The 20,221-nt window shown below is 69.3% G+C and carries 18 protein-coding genes; 2 read left to right on the top strand and 16 right to left on the bottom strand.

What is annotated here, in order from left to right:
- The 4 genes from QMO14_RS29075 to QMO14_RS29090 all read right to left on the bottom strand — a co-directional run.
- Window positions 1–1,396: efflux transporter outer membrane subunit (locus tag QMO14_RS29075; RefSeq protein ID WP_301511428.1), on the bottom strand; the 1,396-nt coding region annotated here is incomplete at its 3' end.
- A gap of 29 nt (window positions 1,397–1,425) precedes the next feature.
- Window positions 1,426–4,704, bottom strand: coding sequence for an efflux RND transporter permease subunit (locus tag QMO14_RS29080; RefSeq protein WP_301511430.1), 3,279 nt, complete (start codon window positions 4,702–4,704; stop codon window positions 1,426–1,428).
- Window positions 4,705–4,870: 166 nt separating this feature from the next.
- Window positions 4,871–6,121, bottom strand: coding sequence for an efflux RND transporter periplasmic adaptor subunit (locus tag QMO14_RS29085; protein WP_301511431.1), 1,251 nt, complete (start codon window positions 6,119–6,121; stop codon window positions 4,871–4,873).
- Window positions 6,122–6,269: 148 nt separating this feature from the next.
- Window positions 6,270–7,154: an alpha/beta hydrolase gene (locus QMO14_RS29090; protein ID WP_301511432.1), complete on the bottom strand. Its 885-nt coding sequence runs from the start codon at window positions 7,152–7,154 to the stop codon at window positions 6,270–6,272.
- A gap of 203 nt (window positions 7,155–7,357) precedes the next feature.
- Between QMO14_RS29090 and QMO14_RS29095 the strand changes: the two genes are divergently transcribed.
- Window positions 7,358–8,272, top strand: a complete 915-nt coding sequence (locus tag QMO14_RS29095; RefSeq protein WP_301511433.1) for a LysR family transcriptional regulator — start codon at window positions 7,358–7,360, stop codon at window positions 8,270–8,272.
- A gap of 210 nt (window positions 8,273–8,482) precedes the next feature.
- Window positions 8,483–9,223 carry a flagellar brake protein gene (locus tag QMO14_RS29100; protein ID WP_301511434.1) on the top strand — a complete coding sequence of 247 codons (741 nt, stop codon included), beginning with the start codon at window positions 8,483–8,485 and terminating at the stop codon, window positions 9,221–9,223.
- Between the two features lie 15 nt (window positions 9,224–9,238).
- Here QMO14_RS29100 and QMO14_RS29105 read toward each other — a convergent pair whose 3' ends face one another.
- From QMO14_RS29105 to QMO14_RS29160, 12 genes are all read right to left on the bottom strand, one after another.
- Complete coding sequence (locus QMO14_RS29105; protein WP_301511435.1) at window positions 9,239–9,703, bottom strand: OsmC family protein; 465 nt, start codon at window positions 9,701–9,703, stop codon at window positions 9,239–9,241.
- Window positions 9,704–9,756: 53 nt separating this feature from the next.
- Window positions 9,757–10,344 carry a GNAT family N-acetyltransferase gene (locus tag QMO14_RS29110; RefSeq protein ID WP_301511438.1) on the bottom strand — a complete coding sequence of 196 codons (588 nt, stop codon included), beginning with the start codon at window positions 10,342–10,344 and terminating at the stop codon, window positions 9,757–9,759.
- 8 nt (window positions 10,345–10,352) lie between these two features.
- Window positions 10,353–11,081, bottom strand: a complete 729-nt coding sequence (locus QMO14_RS29115; RefSeq protein WP_301511439.1) for an LrgB family protein — start codon at window positions 11,079–11,081, stop codon at window positions 10,353–10,355.
- Window positions 11,078–11,431 (bottom strand): CidA/LrgA family protein, encoded by a 354-nt coding sequence (locus tag QMO14_RS29120; protein WP_301511441.1) that lies wholly within the window; start codon window positions 11,429–11,431, stop codon window positions 11,078–11,080. The genes QMO14_RS29115 and QMO14_RS29120 overlap by 4 nt, the downstream gene beginning before the upstream one ends.
- Before the next feature lie 41 nt (window positions 11,432–11,472).
- Window positions 11,473–12,489, bottom strand: coding sequence for an aminotransferase class I/II-fold pyridoxal phosphate-dependent enzyme (locus QMO14_RS29125; RefSeq protein WP_301511443.1), 1,017 nt, complete (start codon window positions 12,487–12,489; stop codon window positions 11,473–11,475).
- On the bottom strand, window positions 12,486–13,454 hold the full coding sequence (gene cbiB / locus QMO14_RS29130; RefSeq protein ID WP_301511445.1) for an adenosylcobinamide-phosphate synthase CbiB: 969 nt from the start codon (window positions 13,452–13,454) through the stop codon (window positions 12,486–12,488). The genes QMO14_RS29125 and cbiB overlap by 4 nt, the downstream gene beginning before the upstream one ends.
- Before the next feature lie 21 nt (window positions 13,455–13,475).
- On the bottom strand, window positions 13,476–17,486 hold the full coding sequence (gene cobN, locus QMO14_RS29135; protein WP_301511446.1) for a cobaltochelatase subunit CobN: 4,011 nt from the start codon (window positions 17,484–17,486) through the stop codon (window positions 13,476–13,478).
- The gene (locus QMO14_RS29140) at window positions 17,483–17,839 is read right to left on the bottom strand and encodes a DUF2149 domain-containing protein (protein ID WP_301511447.1); all 357 of its coding nucleotides are present in this window, start codon (window positions 17,837–17,839) and stop codon (window positions 17,483–17,485) included. The genes cobN and QMO14_RS29140 overlap by 4 nt, the downstream gene beginning before the upstream one ends.
- Window positions 17,836–18,309 (bottom strand): MotA/TolQ/ExbB proton channel family protein, encoded by a 474-nt coding sequence (locus QMO14_RS29145; RefSeq protein ID WP_301511449.1) that lies wholly within the window; start codon window positions 18,307–18,309, stop codon window positions 17,836–17,838. The genes QMO14_RS29140 and QMO14_RS29145 overlap by 4 nt, the downstream gene beginning before the upstream one ends.
- Complete coding sequence (gene bluB, locus QMO14_RS29150) at window positions 18,309–18,998, bottom strand: 5,6-dimethylbenzimidazole synthase (RefSeq protein WP_301511451.1); 690 nt, start codon at window positions 18,996–18,998, stop codon at window positions 18,309–18,311. Before bluB ends, QMO14_RS29145 begins: the two co-directional genes overlap by 1 nt.
- Before the next feature lie 264 nt (window positions 18,999–19,262).
- A complete protein-coding gene (gene cobO / locus QMO14_RS29155; RefSeq protein ID WP_301511453.1) occupies window positions 19,263–19,832 on the bottom strand; it encodes a cob(I)yrinic acid a,c-diamide adenosyltransferase in 570 nt (189 codons plus the stop codon).
- A 33-nt stretch (window positions 19,833–19,865) separates the two neighbouring features.
- On the bottom strand, window positions 19,866–20,221 hold a 356-nt coding region (locus tag QMO14_RS29160), incomplete at its 5' end, for an ATP-binding cassette domain-containing protein (RefSeq protein WP_301511455.1).

Raw genomic sequence — 20,221 nt, forward strand, 5'->3', positions numbered from 1 at the left:
CCTGCAGCGCCTGGCGACGGTTGCGCCGCTCGCTGCGGCGGGCGTCGAGCAGGTTGAGCTGGCTGATGTAGCCGTTGCGATAGCGCGTGTCCGACAGGCTGGTCGCTCGGGCGGCCGAGGWGACGGCCTGCGCCTGCACCACCGACTGCTCCTGCAGCGTGCGGATGGCCGCCAGCTGGTCTTCGACTTCCTGGAAGGCCACCAACACCTGCGTGCGGTAGCTCGCGAGAGCGCCGTCGAGCTGGGCGTTGGCGCCCTGCACGCCGGCCTCGCGGCGGCCGCCGTCGAAGATCGGCAGCGACAGCAGCGCGCCCACGCCCCACGAGCGGGCCGACCACTTGAAGAGGTCGCCGATCTCGGGCGAGGCGTAGCCGGCGGCGCCGGTCAGCGAGATGTCGGGGAACCACGCGGCCTGCGCCACGCCCACGCGGGCCTGCGCGGCCAGCACGGCGCTCTGCGCGGCCGACACGTCGGGGCGGCGCGTGAGCACCGTGGCGGGCACGCCGGGCGGAATGCTCGGCAGCGTGGTCGACCAGTCAGCGCCGCTCAGGCCGAAGCTGGAGGCCGAATCGCCCACCAGCACCGCGAGCGCATGTTCGACCTGGGCGCGCTGGCGGTCGAGCGCGAGCGCGTCCGACTCTGTGGACGACACCTCGGTCTGCACCCGCGCCACGTCGAGCTCGGCGATGTCGCCGGCCTGCTCGCGGCGCTGCGACAGGCGCAGCGTGTCGCGATAGGCCTCGACCTGCTCGCGCACCAGCACGCGTTCGGCATCCAGCGCGCGAAGCTGCAGGTAGGTCTGCGCAACTTCGGCCTGCACCGCCAGGCGCGTGCTCTGCAGCAGCGCCTCGCGGCCGGCTGCATCCAGCTTGGCCGCATTGCTCGCGCCCGAGAGGCGGCCGAACAGGTCGACCTCGTACGAGAAGGTGGCGCCGATGTTGGTCATCGTGGCCGGGCGGGTGCTGGCGGTGGCCTTGTCCAGGCCCGCGCCGCGGTTGGCGCCGGCGCTCAGGCCGATCTGCGGCAGGCGGTCGGCGTTGGCGCTGCGCGCCAGCGCGCGGGCCTCGGCCAGCCGCGCGGCGGCGGCCTGGATGTTGCCGTTGTTCACGTCGGCCTTCTCGACCAGCGTGTTGAGCACCGGGTCGTTGAACGCCAGCCACCAGGCGCCGCGCGGCTGTGCCTCGGCGGGCACGGCGCGCGTGAAGCCGGCTGGCGGCGTGGCGCCCTGCTGTTGTTGCTCCTTGCCCTGCTCCTTGAACTGGGCCGTGGTCGTGATCTCGGGCAGGCCCGAGGGCACGGTGGCACAGCCGGCCAGCACCAGGGCAGCCATCAGGGGCAGCAAGGCGGTACGGAAGGCCCGGGCGGGCTTCACCAAGGGTTGTACTGAGAATTTCATGATCAGCTTTCTTTCTTCTTCCCGATCAGTCAGTCATGCGAGCCGTGCGAGGGACGCGGCGAGGCAGGCACCGGGTGCATGCCGCCACCGCCGGAGCCGCCATGCGGGGCAGGCGTGGCCGGATGGTCGGCAGACACGAACTCGTCACCGTGCGGCACTTCGCCGTGCAGCTTGAGCGGCCGGTTGCCCGCGAGGCGGCGAAGCAGCACGTAGAACACCGGCGTCAGGAACAGGCCGAAGGCCGTCACGCCGATCATCCCGGCGAACACCGCCACGCCCATGGCCTTGCGCATCTCCGAGCCCGCGCCGGTGGACAGCACGAGGGGCAGCACGCCCATCACGAAGGCCAGCGAGGTCATGAGGATCGGGCGCAGGCGCAGGCGGCTGGCTTCGATGGCGGCCTGCACGGGGGTGCGGCCGGCGAATTCGAGCTCCCGGGCGAACTCCACGATCAGGATCGCGTTCTTCGCACTCAGCCCCACCAGCACGATCAGCCCGATCTGCGTGAAGACGTTGTTGTCACCCCCCGAGATCCACACGCCGGTCATCGCGGCCAGGATGCCCATCGGCACGATCAGGATGATCGCGATCGGCAGCGTCAGGCTTTCGTACTGCGCGGCCAGCACCAGGAACACCAGCAAGATCGCCAGCGGGAACACCAGGAAGGCAGAGTTGCCAGCCAGGATCTCCTGGTAGGTCAGCTCGGTCCACTCGAAGCTCACGCCCTTGGGCAGCGTCTCGGCCGCGATCTTGGTGATCGCGTCCTGCGCCTGGCCCGAGGAATAGCCCGGCGCCGGACCGCCGTTGATGTCGGCGGCCAGGTAGCCGTTGTAGCGCATGGCGCGTTCAGGGCCGAAGGTCGAATTCACCTTCATCAGCGCCGACAGCGGCACCATCTCGCCCGAGGTCGAGCGCACCTTCAGCATGCCCACGTCTTCGGCACGGGCGCGGTAAGGCGCATCGGCCTGGACGCGCACGGAGTACGTGCGGCCGAACTTGTTGAAGTCGTTCGCATACAGGCTGCCGAGGTAGATCTGCATGGTGTCGAAGATGTCCGTCACCGGCACGCCGAGCTGGCGGGCCTTGGTGCGGTCGATGTCGGCGTACAGCTGCGGCACGTTGACCTGCCAGCTGGTGAACATGCCGGCCAGCTCGGGCGCCTGGTAGGCCTTGGCCATGAAGGCCTTCACCGCGGCGTCCATCTGGTCGTAGCCGACCGAGCCACGGTCTTCCAGCTGCAGCTTGAAGCCGCCCGTGGTGCCCAGGCCCGCCACCGGCGGCGGCGGAAACATCACGATGAAGGCGTCCTGGATGCTCGAGAAGGCGCCGTTGAGCTGGCCCGCCACCGCGCCGCCGCTCTGGTCGGGGCGCTTGCGCTGGTCGAAGGGCTTGAGCGTGGCGAACACGATGCCCGAGTTGGAGCTGTTGGTGAAGCCGTTGATCGACAGGCCCGGGAAGGCGATGGCGTCTTCCACGTTCGGGTTCTTCTTCATGATCTCGCCCATGCGCTGGATCACCTCGTCGGTGCGGTCCAGCGTGGCGCCGTCGGGCAGCTGGGCGAAGCCGATCAGGTACTGCTTGTCCTGCGCCGGCACGAAGCCGCCGGGCACCGCCTTGAAGAGACCGAAGGTCACGGCGATGAGCGCGACGTAGATCCCCAGCATCAGCGCCTTGCGCGAGATCACGCGCTTGACGCCGCCGCTGTAGGCCTCGGAGCCGCGATGGAAGAAGCGGTTGAAGCCGCGGAACAGCCAGCCGAACGCACGGTCCATGCCGCGCGTCAGCGCGTCCTTGGGCTGGTCGTGGCCGCGCAGCAGCAAGGCGGCGAGCGCGGGCGACAGCGTGAGCGAGTTGATGGCGGAGATCACCGTCGAGATCGCGATGGTCACCGCGAACTGGCGGTAGAACTGGCCCGTGAGGCCGCTGATGAAGGCCAGCGGCACGAACACGGCCACCAGCACCAGCGCGATCGCGATGATCGGGCCCGACACCTCGCGCATGGCGCGGTACGTGGCCTCACGCGGCGTCAAGCCGGCCTCGATGTTGCGCTCGACGTTCTCCACCACCACGATGGCGTCGTCCACCACGATACCGATGGCCAGCACCAGCCCGAACAGGCTCAGCGCGTTGATCGAGAAACCGAGGATGTGCAGCACCGCGAAGGTACCGATCACCGACACCGGCACGGCCAGCAGCGGAATGATGGAAGCGCGCCAGGTCTGCAGGAACAGGATCACGACCAGCACCACCAGCATGATGGCTTCGAGCAGCGTGTGGATCACCGATTCGATCGACGCGCGCACGAACTGCGTCGGGTCGTAGGCGATGCGGTATTCCAGGCCCTCGGGCATGTTCTTGTTCAGCTCGGCCATCGTCTTGCGGACGTTGGCCGAGATGTCGAGCGCGTTGGAGCCCGGCGCCTGGAACACGCCCATGCCGACGGCCGGGTCGTTGTTCAGCAGCGAGCGCAGCGAGTAGTCGGCGGCGCCCATTTCGAGGCGGCCGATGTCGCGAAGACGCGTGACGGCGCCGTCGGTGCCGCTCTTGACGATGATGTCGCCGAACTCTTCCTCGCTCTGCAGGCGCCCTTGCGCATTGATCGACAGCTGCATGTCCACGCCCGACAGGCCCGGCGAAGCGCCGACCACGCCGGCCGCGGCCTGCACGTTCTGGCCGCGGATGGCGGCCACCACGTCGGAGGCCGACAGGCCGCGCTGCGCGACCTTCTGCGGGTCGAGCCACACGCGCATGGAGTAGTCGCCGCCGCCGAAGATCTGGACCTGGCCCACGCCTTCGATGCGCGCCAGCGGGTCCTTCACGTTCAGCACCGCATAGTTGCGCAGGTAGTTGATGTCGTAGCGGTTGTTCGGCGAGACGAGGTGAACCACCATCGTCAGGTCAGGCGCGCTCTTGACGGTCGTGATGCCCAGGCGGCGCACTTCTTCGGGCAGGCGCGGCTCGGCTTGCGAGACGCGGTTCTGCACCAGCTGCTGTGCCTTGTCGGGATCGGTGCCCAGGCGGAACGTGACGGTGAGCGTCAGCACGCCGTCGGTGGTCGCCTGGCTGCCCATGTAGAGCATGCCTTCGACACCGTTGATCTGCTCTTCCAGCGGGGTGGCCACCGTCTCGGCGATCACCTTCGGATTGGCGCCGGGGTACTGGGCGCGCACCACCACCGAGGGCGGCGCGACTTCCGGGTACTCCGAGATCGGCAGACCGCGCAACGCGATCAGGCCCGCTATCAGCATCAATAGCGACAGCACGCCGGCAAAGATCGGCCGGTCGATGAAGAATTTTGAGAGATTCATGTTCGTTTACTCCACCGCGTCGTGCGCGGTCCACGCCGCGTGCAAGCACGCGGCATCCAAGTGGCTCCCATTTCAGGAACACCGCGGAACCGGCTTTGCCGGGCCGCTGGTGTTGCCCCCGTGAGGGGGTTGGCGGCTACACGAAGTGAGCAAGCCTGGGGGTGGTTCAAGATTTGGCCGCTTCCGCGACGCTTTCCGGTTGTTGTTGCTTGGGGTCTGCCTTCGCGTCCATCGTCACTTGCTGCGGAGCCACCACCGCACCGGGGCGGATGTGCTGCAGGCCGTTGACGATGACGCGGTCGCCCGCCTTCAGGCCCTTGCTCACGACGCGCAGGCCGTTGATGGAGGCACCCAGCGTCACCTCGCGGTAGACGGCCTTGCTGTCGTCGCCAACGACCATCACGAACTTCTTGTTCTGGTCGGTGCCGATGGCACGCTCGCTCACCAGCAGCGCGGTGTCGTTGCGGGCCTGGCCCATGCGGATTCGGGCGAACTGGCCGGGGATGAGCGCGCCGTCCTTGTTGTCGAACGAGGCGCGCACGCGCACGGTGCCGCTGCGGGCGTCGACCTGGTTGTCGATCAGCTGCAGCTTGCCGGTGTAGGGCGTGCCCTCGATGCCGGCGGTGCCCATCTGCACGGGAATGCTCTCGATCTGGCCACGGGCGCTGGAACCGCTGGGCAGCTCCTTCAGGGCGCGGGTGATGACCTGCTCGTCGGCGTCGAAGCTCGCGTAGATCGGGCTCACCGACACCAGCGTGGTCAGCACCGGAGCGCCCGGACCGGCCGCCACCAGGTTGCCCACCGTCACCTCGATGCGGCCGATGCGGCCCGACACCGGCGCGCGCACCTGGGTGTAGCCCAGGTTCAGGCGTGCCGACAGCAGCGAGGCCTGTGCCGCGCGCAGGTTGGCTTCGGCTTCGCGGCCGGCGTTCACGCGCTCGTCGTACTCGCGCTGGGCAATGGCCTTGTCGTCCCACAGGCGCCTGGCGCGCTCCTGCTCGCTGCGGCTGAACGACTGGCGGGCCTGCGCGGAAGCCACCTGCGCCTCGGCACGCTCGACCTCGGCCGCGTACGGGGCGGGGTCGATGGTGACCAGCAGGTCGCCCTGCTTCACCAGCGCGCCTTCGCGGAAGTGCACCGCCTGCACGGCGCCCGCGACGCGGGAGCGCACGTCGACGCGTTGCACGGCTTCGAGCCGGCCCGAGAACTCGTCCCAGGCGTTGATCTCGCTCGGGGCCACGGTAGCGACCGACACCGGCGTGGCCGGCGGCGCCGCCGGCGCGTTGTTGGCTTCGGCCTTGAAGCTGTACATGCCCACCACCGCCGCGGCCACGGCCAGCAGCGCGGTGATGCCGGTCACGGCGGGCCAGAGACCCTTGCGGGCGGCGGAAGACAGCTTTTTCTCGTTGTTCGACATGATGTTCAGTCCTTCTCGATGACTTTTGGGATGCAACAGGCCACCCCGGCGCTTTTGGCACCAGGAGGCGGGATTTCAGGAAAAAAGGGGCCCCGGCACGCGGCCGCGCTGGCAGCGTGTCGATCAGGCAGCCGGTGACGGCCGGGTACTAGCTGGGGTGGTCAGCCGTCGCAGGAGGCGGCGTGGTCGCGCTGAAGAACTCGCGGAAATGCTGCTGCACCGCGGCTTCGCAGGCCACGCAGCCCGTGTTCTCGGTGTCGTACAGCGCCTTGGGCCAGTTGGCGGCGCTGGGCAGCACGCTGCTCGTGACCTCGATGCCGGCCGCGCGCAGGCGGTTGGCGAAAGTCATGGCCTCATCGTGCATCGCGTCGTCGGCGCCGACCAGCACCAGCGCCGGCGCCAGTGCCGACAGCCGCAGCGAACCGCTGGGCACCGCGTAGGGGTGCATGGCGTTCGAGGGGCAGCTCAGGTACTTCTCCCAGCCGCTGGCCCAGCGGCATTCGGCCGCGTCGCTGGTGGCATTGCGCAGCGAGGCGGTGCCGGCGCAGGGGTCGAGCATGGGCGACAGCAGGATCTGGCCCGCGATCGGCGGATGGGCCCGGTCACGGGCGATCAGCGCCACGGCAGCCGCCAGGTTGCCGCCGGCCTCCTCGCCGGCCAGGTACACCTGGGAGCCCTTGCCGCCGAGCTTGGTGCGCTGCTTGTAGAGCCATTCGAGGGCCGCATAGCCCACTTCGATGGGTTCCGGGAACGGCGACTGCGGTGCCAGCGGATAGGCCAGCGAAACCACCACCGCGCCCGCCCCGGCCAGGAGACGCGCCACGTTGCGGCCGTTGTCCAGGCCGCCGCAGACAAAAGTGCCGCCATGGAAATGCAGCACCAGCGGTGCCACATCGCCCTTGGCGCGCTGGCCGTACACACGGGCACCGACCGGTTCGCGGCCTGGCAGCTCGATCGACAGATCGGCTTCCACGCCTTGTGCCGCAGCGCGGGCGGCAGCTTCGGCAGAACGGGACGATGGAACGGGTGACATGGGCGACCTCGGGGATTTGGGCGATGGTTGAAATATAAGTCGGCCGATCTGTTCATAAACAGGCCGGCCGGCCCCACTCTGTTTCCAAACGGACAACAATCAGCACAGCTCAAGACAACAGGCGGTGCCACCGGAGGGAATTGTCTCCTTGTGTGAGAATCCGCCTCCCCCGGTGTGGGCCGGGTACCCAGAACAGGCATTCGATGGATCAAATCCAGGCCATGCGGATCTTCGTCCGCGTCGTGGAAGCCGGCACCTTCACCCGGGCAGCGGACTCGCTGGCCCTTCCCAAGGGCACGGTCACCAAGCAGATTCAGGCGCTCGAATCGCGCCTGCGCGTGAAGCTGCTCAACCGCACCACGCGCCGCGTCACCGTCACGCCCGACGGCGCGGCCTACTTCGAGCGCGCGGCGCGCCTGCTCAACGACTTCGACGACATGGAAGCCAGCATGACGAATGCGCAGGCCAACCCCACGGGGCGTCTGCGCATCGACGTCGGCACATCGGTGGCGAGGCTGATCATCCTGCCCGCGCTGGCCACCTTCTGCGACCGCTACCCCGACATCCAGGTCGACCTGGGCGTGAGCGACCGCACCGTCGACCTCATCAGCGACAACGTCGACTGCGTGATCCGCGCGGGCGAGCTCAACGACCAGTCGCTGGTGGCACGGCGCATCGGCACGCTGGATTTCGTCACCGTGGCATCGCCCGCATACATCAAGCGCTACGGCATCCCGCAGCACCCGAACGACATCGAGAAGCGCCACCACGTGGTCAGCTATTTCTCGGGAACCACGCGGCGCGTGTACCCGCACGAGTTCAGGAAGGGCGACGAGCAGATCGAACTGAACGGCCCCTACCGCGTGTCCGTGAACGAGAGCAACGCCCACATCACGGCGGTGCTGGGCGGCTTCGGCATATCGCAGTGCATCACCTTCATGGCCGAGCCGCTGCTCGAGAGCGGCGAGCTGGTGCGGATACTGCCCGACTGGCACCGCGACCCGCTGCCCATTCACGTGGTGTACCCGCCCAACCGCCACCTGAGCGCCAAGGTGCGCGCCTTCGTGGACTGGGCCGCCGAGCTTTTCGCGAAGAACCCGAGGCTGCAGCGCCGATGATCCGCGGCTGCAGCAGCCTCTGCAGCCGGCAATTCACCGCGCCGCCCTAAATTCCCGGCGGCAAATGCCGTTAACCAGTTCGGCCGGATGCCGGATTGCCGTCGCGATTCCCCGCCGCATGCGCGTACCGCGGCCCGATTCGGAACGTCCGACGGCAGGCCCGGGAAGAGCCCGTGCATGCGCGCGCCGGACAACACACATCACAAGCTCATGGATACAGACCAGTCGAATGCAGCCGAGCACGCCAGCGGATTCGGCCGACGCACGCCGGCGGAGATCGGCGTCCACCTGCGCAACCTCGCCAGCCGCCGCGACAACCTCACCGTGCAGTACGCGGGCGGCCACCTGGTGACGCAACTGCTCGACGTGGACACCCGCACCCGCGTCTTCACCTTCGACTGGGGCGCCTCGCCCGAGCAGAACCAGGGCCTGCTGGCGGCGCCGCGCTGCCACTTCGAAGCCCAGCAGGACGGCGTGCGCATCGAGTTCTCCATCGCCTCGCCGCGCGAGACCCGCTACGAGGGCCTGCCGGCGTTCGAGGCCGACTTTCCCGAGGTGCTCGTCTACCTTCAGCGCCGCGAATACTTCCGCGTCGACGCGCCCATCGCCGATTCGTATACCTGCTCCGGCACCCTGCCCAACCGCGAGGCCTTCTCCTTCGAGGTGCAGGACCTGTCGCTGGGCGGCGTCGGCCTTCGCACCCGCGACGAGCGCGCGGCCGCCTTGCCGGTGGGCACCTTCCTCAGGGACTGCGAACTGTCGCTGGGCGCACTCGGGCGCCTCACGCTCGACCTGGAGCTGGTGTCGCTGCGCCCCGCCGCCCTGCAGCCCAACGGCACGCCGCGCTACCAGTTGGGCTTCCGCTTCCTGGCGCTGCCGCCTGGTGCGGAAAGCGCGCTGCAGCGCCTGGTCACCCGGATCGAGATGAAGAGCCGCTCGCTGGTCGGCTGAACCCGCCAGGCAGCGTCAGAACACCGGCTCGCAACGCACCTCGGTCTTCACCGAATTGGCGATGAAGCACTCCTCGTGCGCCCGGTGGTGCATCTGCCCGATCTGCTCGCGCGTGGGCAGGTTCTCGCCCGAGAAGCTCACCTCGGGCCGCAGCGTGACCACCGTCATCGCCATCTTGCCGTCGGCGTTCTTCTCCATCACGCCGACGGCCGCGTCGAAATACCGGTCGACCACGAACCTGCGCTTCACCGCCATCGTGAGGAACCACAGCATGTGGCAGTTCGACAGCGAGGCCACGAACATCTCCTCGGGGTCGACGGCCGACGCGTCGGACATCGGCAGCGGCACCACGTGCGGCGAGGAAGAAGCGGCCACTTCGGCGCCGCCATCGAAGCGCAGCGAATGCCGCCTGCTGTAGGTGTTCGACAGAAAGTCCTGCTCGCCGCGCAGCCAGAGGACTTCCGCTGTGTACTGGGCCATGGAATTCTTCTCCGGCTCGGTTTGCGGGAGTGCGATTCTGCGCCAGCCGCGATTCAGGCAAGCGCGATGCGGTAGCGCAGCTTCGTCAGGCTCCCCTGGCTCGGCAGGGTGATGAAGGTCTCGACCAGCTCGCCGCCATTGGCCACGATCACTTTCTGCGAGGCGAAGTTGTCGGGGCTGGTGGTGATCTCCACGCGCTTCAGGCCCTCCCCTGCCGCGAGCTTCAGCATCGCGCCGAGCGCGCGCGTGGCGTAGCCCCTGCGCTGCTTCCAGGGCACCACGTTGTAGCCGATGTGGCCCAGGCAGTAGAGCGGCAAGGCGTCGGTGCCGGGCTGCCAGCGAAGGTCGATGCTGCCGCAGAACTCGCCGTCCCACATCCAGCACTTGTAGCCCGGCAGGCGCCGCACCTTGGAGCCGTCGGGCATGACGATGCGTCCGCCCTTCGCCTCCCGGTCGACCAGGCTTGCGAGGAAGCGGTCGGCGTTGGCCTTGATGGCGGCGCGGTCCTCGGCGCCCGATTCGGGCCGCGTCTCGTCGCGCGCCCAGCCGCGGTTGAGCGCCGAAACGTAGCTGGGCAGATAGGCCCTGGAGGGCCAGACCAGCTCCATCGGACGCGGCTCCACGACAGGCTGCCTGGCCATGACCTTCCCTAGGCTCCCATCAGCTTCACGATCAGCGGCACCAGCAGCGCGGTGGCGATGCCGTTGAGCCCCATCGCCAGCGCCGAGAACGCGCCCGCCGTCTCGTTCACCTGGATGGCGCGCGCCGTGCCGATGCCGTGCGCCGCCATGCCGACCGCGAAGCCGCGCACCGCCGGTTCCCTGATGCGCAGCAGGTTCAGCAGGCCGGTGGCCATGATCGCGCCGGAGATGCCTGCAACGGCCGCGGCCACCGCCGCCAGCGAGGGAAGCCCGCCGATCTTCTCGGCCACGCCCATCGCGATGGGCATGGTGGCCGACTTGGGCGCGAGCGACATCATCAGCTCGTGCGAGCCGCCCAGCACCCAGGCGATGCCCACGGCCGAGACGATGGCCGCGACCGACCCCACGAGCAGCGCCACGCCGATGGGCAGCCACAGCCGCCGCAGCCGGTCTATCTGCCCGTACAGCGGCACGGCCAGCGCCACCGTGGCGGGGCCGATCAGGAAGTGCACGAACTTCGCGCCTTCGAAATACGTGTCGTAGGGCGTGCGCGTGAGCAGCAGCACTGTGACGATCACGATCACCGAGATGAGCACCGGATTGACCATCGGATTGCGCCCGCTGCGCGTGTGCAGCCACAGCGCCCCCAGGTACGCCAGCAGCGTGAGCGACAGCCAAAGCAGCGGCGACTGGGCCAGGAACACCCAGATCTCGAAGAGCCTGGCGGGCGCGCTCACCGGGCGTCCTTGCCGGTGATGCGGATCATCCAGCGGAAGGTGAGCGCGGTGACCGTCATGGTGAAGGCCGCGCCCACGATGCCGGCCGCGAGAAAGGGCAGCCACTCGCGCCCCACCCGCTCGAAATGCAGCATCACGCCGGTCACCGCCGGAATGAACAGCAGCATCAGGTTGCGCAGCAGATGGCCCGATGTATCGCTCAGCACCTGCGGCACGCTCCCGCGCACAAGCAGGCCGATGAACAGGAACACCATGCCGATCAGCGGGCCGGGAATGGGCAGCCCCAGCCACTGCACGAGCAGTTCGCCGGCAAGCTGGCAGAGGAAAAGCGCGGTGATGGCGTAGAGCATCTTTCTGTTCTGTTCTTCTTCAGGTGTGGGTGTGTAGGCGTTCAGGCGGCGCTTGTCCAGGCTTCTTGCAGCGCCTGCTGGCTGGCTGGCGGCAGCACGCCCATGCGCACGTGGCCCGGTAGCCCGAAAGAGGTGCAGTCGCGCAGCTTGATGCCCGCCGCCCGCAGGCGCTTCAGCAGGCCTGCGAAATCGTCGCCGCCGGGCTTGGCGACGTGGAAGTTCGCGTCGCTCGGCCAGGCCTGCCAGCCCATCTCGCCGCACAGCGCCGCCTGCGACGCTTTCCACGCGCGCAGGGTGACGAGGCTGTCGCACAGCCACCGCTGCACACCGGGCTGCGTCCAGGCCGAGAGCATTTCCACGCCATCCGCGCCCACCGGCCATGAGGCCGCGAGGCGCAACAGCGCGTTGACCGCTTCCTGCGCATCCGCCGGCGCGATCGCGTAGGCCGCGCGCACGCCCGTCATGCCGAGCGCCTTGTTGGGCGACCRCATCTGSCAGATGCGGTCCAGCTGCCGCGCGTTCAGCGCCAGGCGACCTTCAAGGCGCAGAGGCTCGTAGGCGCGGTCGAGCACGCAGGGCACGCCTTCGGGCAGCGCATCGACCGTCTCGCCGATGCCCTGCTGGGCCTGGCCCAGCGGCGCCGACGGATCGCAGCACCAGGCCAGCCGAGGCCGCCGCGCCGCATGAGGCGCGCGCACCACCTGCAGACCGAGGGCACGCGCGCTCGCCGCGTAGTCGCCATAGGACGTGCCCGGCAGCACGACCTCGCCATGCCCGCCCCGGTCTTCGAGCGCCACCCAGGTCGTGATGCGCCGGATGAACTCGCTGGCCCCGGCCGCGAGCACGATGCGCCATGCTTCCACGCCATGCATGGCCGCGAGCTGCTCCCGCAGCGCCGTGTAGGCCGGATCGGGATAGCGCGACAGGTCGGCCGCACGCACCAGCTCCATCGCCCCGGGGCACGGGCCGCATGCGTTGGCGTTGGTGGAGAAGTCGTGCGCAGGCGCGCCGAGCGCGTCCGGGCCGCCGTGGGTGAACAGGGAATCGGCGTCGGTCATGGCACGAAGAACAGCACCACGGCCGCCAGCACGAGGACGCCGCTGGCCAGAAGCAGCACACCGCGCTGGCCAAGCTGCGCGGCACGGCCGGTATCCGCCGGCGTCGGGGCGGCACCCTCGGCATTCAGCGCGTACACGCCCGGCTTGGCCAGCCGCACGCCCAGCAGCAGCGCCATCGCGGCCATCGGCCAGCCGCTGTTGGGCGACGGCGTGCGGCGCGCCTCGAACGCGAGGCCGTCGGGCCAGCGCCATGCGGCCAGCGCGAGCAGCGCCACGGTGATGCGCGCCGGAATCCACGAGAGCACGTCATCGGCGCGCGCGGCCCATTTGCCGAACCAGGTCCAGTCGCGGCCGCTGCGCTCGCCGCGATAGCCCCACATCGCATCGGCGGTGTTGGCGAAGCGATAGAGCGCCGCGCCCGGCAGGCCCAGCAGCACGAACCAGAAGACGGGCGCGACGAGTGAATCGTTGAGGTTCTCGGCAAGCGATTCGATGGCGCTCTCTCGCACCTCGCGCTCGCTGAGCCGCTCGACGTCGCGGCTCACCAGCCGCGCCAGCTGCTGGCGCCCTGCATCGAGCGAAACGCCCAGCGCCGCCTCGACCGCGAGCACCTCGTCGCGCAGCATGCGCCAGGCGAAGAGCGGCTTGAGCAGCAGGCCCAGMGCCAGCGCCACCGCCCAGGCCGGCAGATGCAGCATCGCCAGCGTCTGCAGGACCATCGCAATGCCCCAGACGCACATCGCTCCCACACACCACACCAGCGCCCCGCAGAAGAACATCGGCAGATCGACCGCCTTCGCCTGATGCGCGCGCGGCGCGATGCGCGCGCCCATCCCCAGATAGCGCCCCATCCAAACGACCGGATGCAGCGACGCGGGCGGCTCGCCCAGCCAGCTGTCGACGGCCAGCGCGATCCACAGCGCGGCGGCGAAGGCAATGGCGTATTCGGAACTCGGCAAGGGCATGGGAGCCGCCATTCTCGCGAATCAGGCGCCCGCCCTGCCCCGGCGCCACTGCATCGTCGCGCCGAACGCGAGGAGCAGCGCGGCGCCCAGCGCCATCCAGAGCCGGAGAACGGTGGCTTCGCCGGCCTTGGGCGGCGGTGCATCCGCTGGCGTCGGTTCCAGCTTCAGCCCGGTGAMGGGCTGCGGGCCGTCCGGCGCGGGAGCAGGCTCAGGGGCTGCGGCCGACGCGGGCGCTTGCACGACCACGGGCATGACGGTCGGCCCCGGCCTGGGCAAAGCCGGAACTGGCGAAAGCTCGGCCTGCGCGAAGCGCTGCACACCCGCATTGCGCTCGCGCAGCCCCGTTGCTCGCACAGCCTCCGCATAAGCCTTCGCCAGCTCGCGCCGCGTGGCTGCATCAGGCTTCCAGTAGTTCAGCCTCACCGCGTCAAGCATCCGCTCCAGCGTCTGAGCGAAGGCCGCGCGGTTGTCGCCTTCCAGCCATTCGCGCGTGCCCAGCCTGTACTTGTCGCGCACGTACACGTCGTGCAGCGACTGCCACTGGTCCTGCCGCACCGCCTGCGGGGCTGTGACCTGCCAGCCCCAGAGGAACTGCGCGGTCTTCAGCACCTGCAGCGTGCCGCTGTAGCCCTCGGCCTTCTGGGCCTCGATCCACTGCGGATGCAGGTAGCGCGTCTGCATCTCGCGCGCGATGGCGCCGGCCGCGGTGTCGGTGCGCACCTCGGCGCCGTCGCGCAGGTTCTGAACGTACAGCGCCGGGTCCCTGCCGGTGAGATGCCGCACCGCCTGCGCGATGCCGCCCAGGTACTGGAACGGGTCGTCGTTGGTGAGCACGCCGTAGAGGTTGGAGCTGCGCGCCATCAGCGCCGCATCGACCTGAACGAGGTTGCCCGCGTAGGCGCCCGGCCGCGCGGCACCGTCGAGGCCCTTGCCGTAGGCGTGGCCCATGCGGTCCATGTAGAGGCCAGCCATTTGGGCGTCGCCGCCGCCGCGCTGCTGGCTCTTCCATACGTCGCTCGCGAGCGCGGCTTCTTCCAGCCCAGCACCGTAGCTGCCCTGCTCGTTCGAGAACACACGGGCCGTCGACCAGCGCCGCGCCTCGTCCGTGGTCGCCCCTTCCGAGCGAAGCCTGCGCGCCATGGCCTCGCTGTTGCGCGCCACGGCATTGCCGGGCTCGCGCAGGGCCGCCACCTGCTGCACCGCCTCGTCGAGCCAGCGCATCACGAGCGGGAACTGGTCGCGGTAGGAGCCGGTGACGCTGACCAGCACGTCGATGCGCGGCCGCTTCAGCTGCGACGCGGGAATGATCTCGATGCCCGCCATGCGCCCACCCTCGTCCCAGCGCGGCTTCACGCCCATGGCGTAGAAGGCCTGGCTCTCCAGCACACCCTGGTGGCGCGAAGCCTCGCCGGCCCAGAGGGTGAAGGCGATCTTCCCGGGTGCCTTGCCGGCATGGGTCTTCCCGTGCTGCGCGATCCACGCATCCATGGCGGCGACGCCCGTTTCCCAGGCGGTGCGGGTGGGCACGCGGCTCGGGTCGAAGCCGTAGAGGTTGCGCCCGGTCGGCAGGCTGCCGGGGTTGCGAACCGGGTCGCCGCCGTAGCTGGACTTGAGGTAGCGGCCGTCGAGCACCGTCAGCAACCCTTCGATCTCCTCGTTGTGCGCGAGCACATCGTCGAGCTTGCGGGCGCGCGCGGCCAGCTCCAGCAGCTTCTGCCGGTCGGCCGCTGTCCTGCCCATGGCGCTCGCGGCCTGCGCGTCGGCGAGCGCCTGTTCCACCCAGCGCGCGGGGCGCGAGGCGGCGACGCTCTTCGCGTCGATCAGGAAGGCTTCGTCGATGTCCTCGCCCAGCGCCTCGACCAAGGGCTTGCCAAGGATCTGCAGGATGGTCATGCGCCTGCGCTGCGCGTCCGGCGCCTGCCCGAAGGTCGCGAGGCCCAGCGGCTGCGCGGTCTGCGCGAGCTCGTCGAGGTACGGATGCAGCACCGCGATGAAGCCCGCGAAGTCGGCGCGGATGCGCGCGGGCGTCCAGTTCAGGTCACGGTCGTAGCGCTGTTCGGCGAACTCTGCCGTGAGCCGTTTTTCCAGCGCCGTCTTCACGGGGCCGGGCGAGAGCGTCTCCCACTCGTGCATGCGCTCGTGCATCTCCTGCACGCCGGGGCGGAAGCCCGCCGGCGCGAACATGGGCGTCGAATGGCTCACCATGGTCGCGCGGCCGCGCCGCTTGGCGGTGGTGGCTTCGCCGAGGTTGTCCATGATGTACGGGTATACGTTGGGCAGGTCGCCCAAAGCGAGCAGCGGATCGTCCTGCACCGAAAGCCCGCGCTCCTTGCCCGCCGACCACTCGACCGTGCCGTGCGTGCCCACGTGCACCACGGCACTGGCACCGAAGCGGGTGCGCAGCCAGAGATACGTTGCCAGGTAGCCGTGGCTCAGCGGAACGGCCGAGCGGTGATAGACCTGCTCGGCCCTGCCCGCGACCTGCGTGCCGGGCTCGAAGCGCGGCGGCTGGCGCAGCACGACCACGTTGCCGAAGCTCACGCGCGGAATCACGAAGGCCGGCCCGCCCGCCACGGCACGCAGCATGGTCGACTTCTCTGGCGGGCCCCAGTAGCTCTCGATGCGTCGTTGCGTTTCCTGCGGCAGCGCGCGGAACCACGCGAGGTAGTCCGGCAGCGGCATCGTGTCGGCAAGGCCCTTGTCGAGCAGCGGCTGCAGCTCGTCGCCCTGGCCCGTCGGGTAGTAGGCCCGCATCGTCGCCTGCACCTGCGCGATGAGCGCGTCGGCGCCCGGCAGCTCGGCGACGTAGCCGGCCGACTTCATGGCAGCCAGCATGTTGTTGACACTGCGCGGCACGTTCAGGAACGAAGCGCCGAAGTTGGCCTCGCCCGGCGGGTAGTTGTAGACCAGCATCGCCACGCGCCGCTCGGCCGGCGGCGTGCGCTGCAGCCGCAGCAGCGCTGCCGCCTTGGCCGCCACGGCCTCGATCTGCGCGGGCAGCGGCTGCAGCGTGCCGGTTGCCGCGTCGCGGGCGCTGACGAGCATCGGGTCGGTCATGCCGGCCAGCTCGCTCGGGCTGTAGTAGGCGGCGATGTCGGTCTGCGCAAGGCCGTCCCTGCTCCGGGCCCACTGCGCGGCGTCCATCGCCAGCGAGGGCAGCGTCTGCAGCACCGGCACGCCGATGCGCTCCAGCTCGGCCTTGCGTTCGTTGGGGCTGAAGACCAGCGAGGCGTTGACGATGGCGTCTGCCACGCGCCTCTCGCCGTCGTGCGTCATGCGGAAGAACAGGTCCTTCTGCTGGCGCGGGCCGTAGAAGGCGTAGGCGCGCAGACCTCGGGCCTCCAGCGATGCGATGAGCGCATCGAGCCAGCCGGTGTCGTCGCCCGTCACGGTGGCGCTATTGATGGCGATGGCGACCGTGCCGCTGCCCGGCAGCTTTTCGACGGCAGCCATGTCCGTCTCGATGCGCGGCCAGCCTGGGTGATAGATGCCGGCGAGCGGAAGAGGCACGGGATCGGGCAGCCCATCCAGCCTGCCGGGCTGGCGCAGCGCCTTCATCGCAGCGCCCAGGTTGGCCGCGCCGGCGAAGCGCCAGAACTCGCGCAGCCGCTGGGCCCATGCGGCATCGACACCTCGCTCCGCCGCCAGCGGCGCCGCGGCGCTCGTCTGGCCCTTGGCCACCAGCGCGAACTCGCCGACCAGCACATAGGGCACCGCGCTGCGCGAGGTCGTGTCGCCGAAACGCGCAGCCACCGCCTGCGCCACGCTGATGTGCGGCGCGTCGATCACGAGCAGGCTTGCCCCGTCGATCGCGGTGGCCAGCGCCTCGGGCGAGTCCTGCGAAGCCGACAGCACCTGCAGCGGCACCCCCGCCTCGCGCGCCGCCGCCTGCAGCCGCACCACGCGCGCCGGCGACACCAGCGAGGTGCTCAGCACGACGACGCGATTCGCCTCTTGCGGCTGTGCATGCGCCGGAAGGAGGAACCCCGCCCCGGCAAGAAAGAGCCAGGCGAAAACAAGAAGCCGCGTCACTTCCCGCCCGAACCAGCCAGCTCCGCATCCGCCGGCACGTAGACCATCGTCCCGTCCTTCAGCCGCCAGGCGGTGCCGGCCCTTTCGCCGTCGCCCTGCCCTGTCGCGCCGCTGGCCTTGAAGCGCGTGATCTTGCGGCCCTCGCGCGTCACGATCTCCATGTCCGGCTGGCCTTCGTTGCGGATGATCGTCACCTTGTCCTGCGCGAAGGGGTTCATCGGGTTGTTGATGACCGCGATCATCAGCATGCCGATCACCACCATGAACACGTCGATCAGGTTGATGGTCGAGAGCACCGGATCGTCGTCGTCGCTGTCCAGGCTGCTGAGGATGGAAAACTGGCGCCGGCTCATGAGAGGCGGTCCCGCGCATCGAGCACCGTCACCAGCTCGCGCATCAGCCAGCGGCGGCGCACGGTGTAGACCACGAAGGTGATCGAGGCCGAAGCCAGCGCCACGATCACGCTCGCGAAGGCCGGCGCCAGGCTCTGCGCCACGCCCTGCGATTCGCCCGAGGCCACGGCCACCAGCGCGGGGCCCATCGGGATCATGGTGGCGATCAGCCCCAGCATCGGCGCCACGCGGCTGCACAGGCGCACGCCTTCGAGCTGCTTGAGCACCACCAGCTCCATCTGCTCCTGGCTGGCCTGCGCATGCGGCTGCAGCACCAGCGCGCGTACGGGATCCCGGCGGCGCTGCAGGTACTCGACGCCGAACGCGCCCAGGCAGTACACGGCATAGACGAAGGACAGCAGCACGCCCAGCGTCACCGGCCAGAGGAACAGGCGCGCAAGCTCGAAGAGAACGGTGTCGAAGGCCAGCATCAGGTCGGCTCCGTGGAAGAAGAAGGTTTGTCGAACAGGTCCGAAAGCAGGCCCCAGCTTTCATCGAACACAAGCGACGCGAGCGGTTCGCGCTTCGCCCAGCGTTCGCGCTGCAGCATCGGCTCTCCATAGAACTGGTGCACGGGACCCAGGCACAGCAAGGCGATGGGCTCGGCGCCTTCGGGCAGGCCCAGAAGCACCGACACCTCGGCCGGATCGAACAGCGACACCCAGCCCATGCCCAGCCCCTCGGCGCGCGCCGCGAGCCAGAGGTTCTGGATGGCGCAGGAGGCCGAGGCCAGGTCCATTTGCGGCAGCGTGCGGCGGCCGAACACGTGCTTCTCGCGTCCGTCCGCCAGGGTCACCACGAGCAGCTCTGCGGCGTCGAGCAGGCCCTGCACCTTGAGCCGCATGAACTCGTCTTCACGCTCGCCGAGCGCGCGGGCCGTGAGCACGCGTTCCTGTTCGACGACATGGTGCAACTGCTGGCGCAGCGCTTGGCCGCGAATACGAATGAAGCGCCAGGGCTGCATGAAGCCGACGCTGGGCGCGTGGTGTGCTGCTTCCAACAGCCTTCGCAATACGTCGGGCTCCACCTGGCCGCCTGCGAAATGGCGCATGTCACGGCGTTCGTGGATGGCGCGGTAGACCGCCTCTTTGTCTTTTTTGGTGAAAGCCGGGGTAGTCACGCTGCTCTTTCGGGGTGGGCGCACAGGCCACCGGGTACTCCCCTCCGCGAATGTCCCCCGGGGCTACGCCCCTCCTCCTTTATTTCGCTGCGGGGAGCGCCCGGCGCCCTGCACACATGGAGGCAGCTCTTGCGCGAGCCGATCAGCAAGTGCTCTGAACGCTCACGCTGGCGGGGTGCCTTGCGCAGCGAAATAAAGGAGGAGGCCGCAGGCCGGGGGACATTCGCGGAGCAAGGTACCCCGTCGGCGTGAGCGCGCCCCATGTCAATCCTCGATGCCGCGCTGCGCGGGAATGCCGGCCTTGAAGGCGTGCTTGACCAGCGTCATCTCGGTCACCGTGTCGGCCAGCTCGATGATCTCCGGCGGGCAGCGCCGGCCGGTCAGCGCCACGTGCACGTGCCTGGGCCGCGCGCGCAGGGTTTCGAGCACGCCTTCGAGCGGCAGCCAGCCGTAGATCAGCGGATAGGTGATCTCGTCGAGCACCACCAGGAAGAACTCGCCCGACAGGATCGCCGCCTTGGCTTTTTCCCAGCCGTCGCGCGCGAGCTGTCCCGAGCGCTCCAGGTCCTGGCTCTTCCAGCTGAAGCCGTCGCCCAGCCCTTCGATGGGAATGCCGATCTGCTCGAACATGCGGTGCTCGCCGAAGCGCGCGGTCGGTACCTTCATGAACTGGTAGATCTTCACGGCCTTGCCCCGGCCGTGCGCACGCAGCGCGAGGCCGAAGGCGGCCGTGCTCTTGCCCTTGCCGTCGCCGGTGTTGACGATGACGATGCCGCGGCGTTCGCCCTCGGGTTTTTCGTAGGGCTTTTCGCTGGGGGGAGTTTCGATCTGCATGGTGAGGTTGTTTCCGTATTTCCTGGCGTGTGGCTACTTCGGCAGCGCAATCCACTGGTCCGCCACGCGATGCACGCGGATGCGGTGGTCGAACACCTGCTCCAGCGCCGCATGGGTGGCCGGGTCGTCGCAGGTGCCGTGGTGCACGACGCGGCCCTGGTTCATCACCACCAGCTCGTCGGCGGCCAGCGCCATCGGCAGTTCGTGCAGCACGCTGACCACGGTGCGGCCTTCGGCGACGAGCGCGCGGACGATCTGCATCCAGTCGGACTGGTGGGGCGGGTCGAGGTTGGCCAGCGGCTCGTCCATCAGCAGCGCCTCGGCCTCGACGGCGAGCGCGCGCGCCAGCAGCACGCGCTGGCGTTCGCCGCCGGAGAGCTGGCCCAGCG

The sequence above is a fragment of the Variovorax sp. CAN15 genome (genome assembly GCF_030462475.1).
In the GTDB taxonomy this organism is placed as follows: Bacteria; Pseudomonadota; Gammaproteobacteria; order Burkholderiales; family Burkholderiaceae_C; genus Variovorax.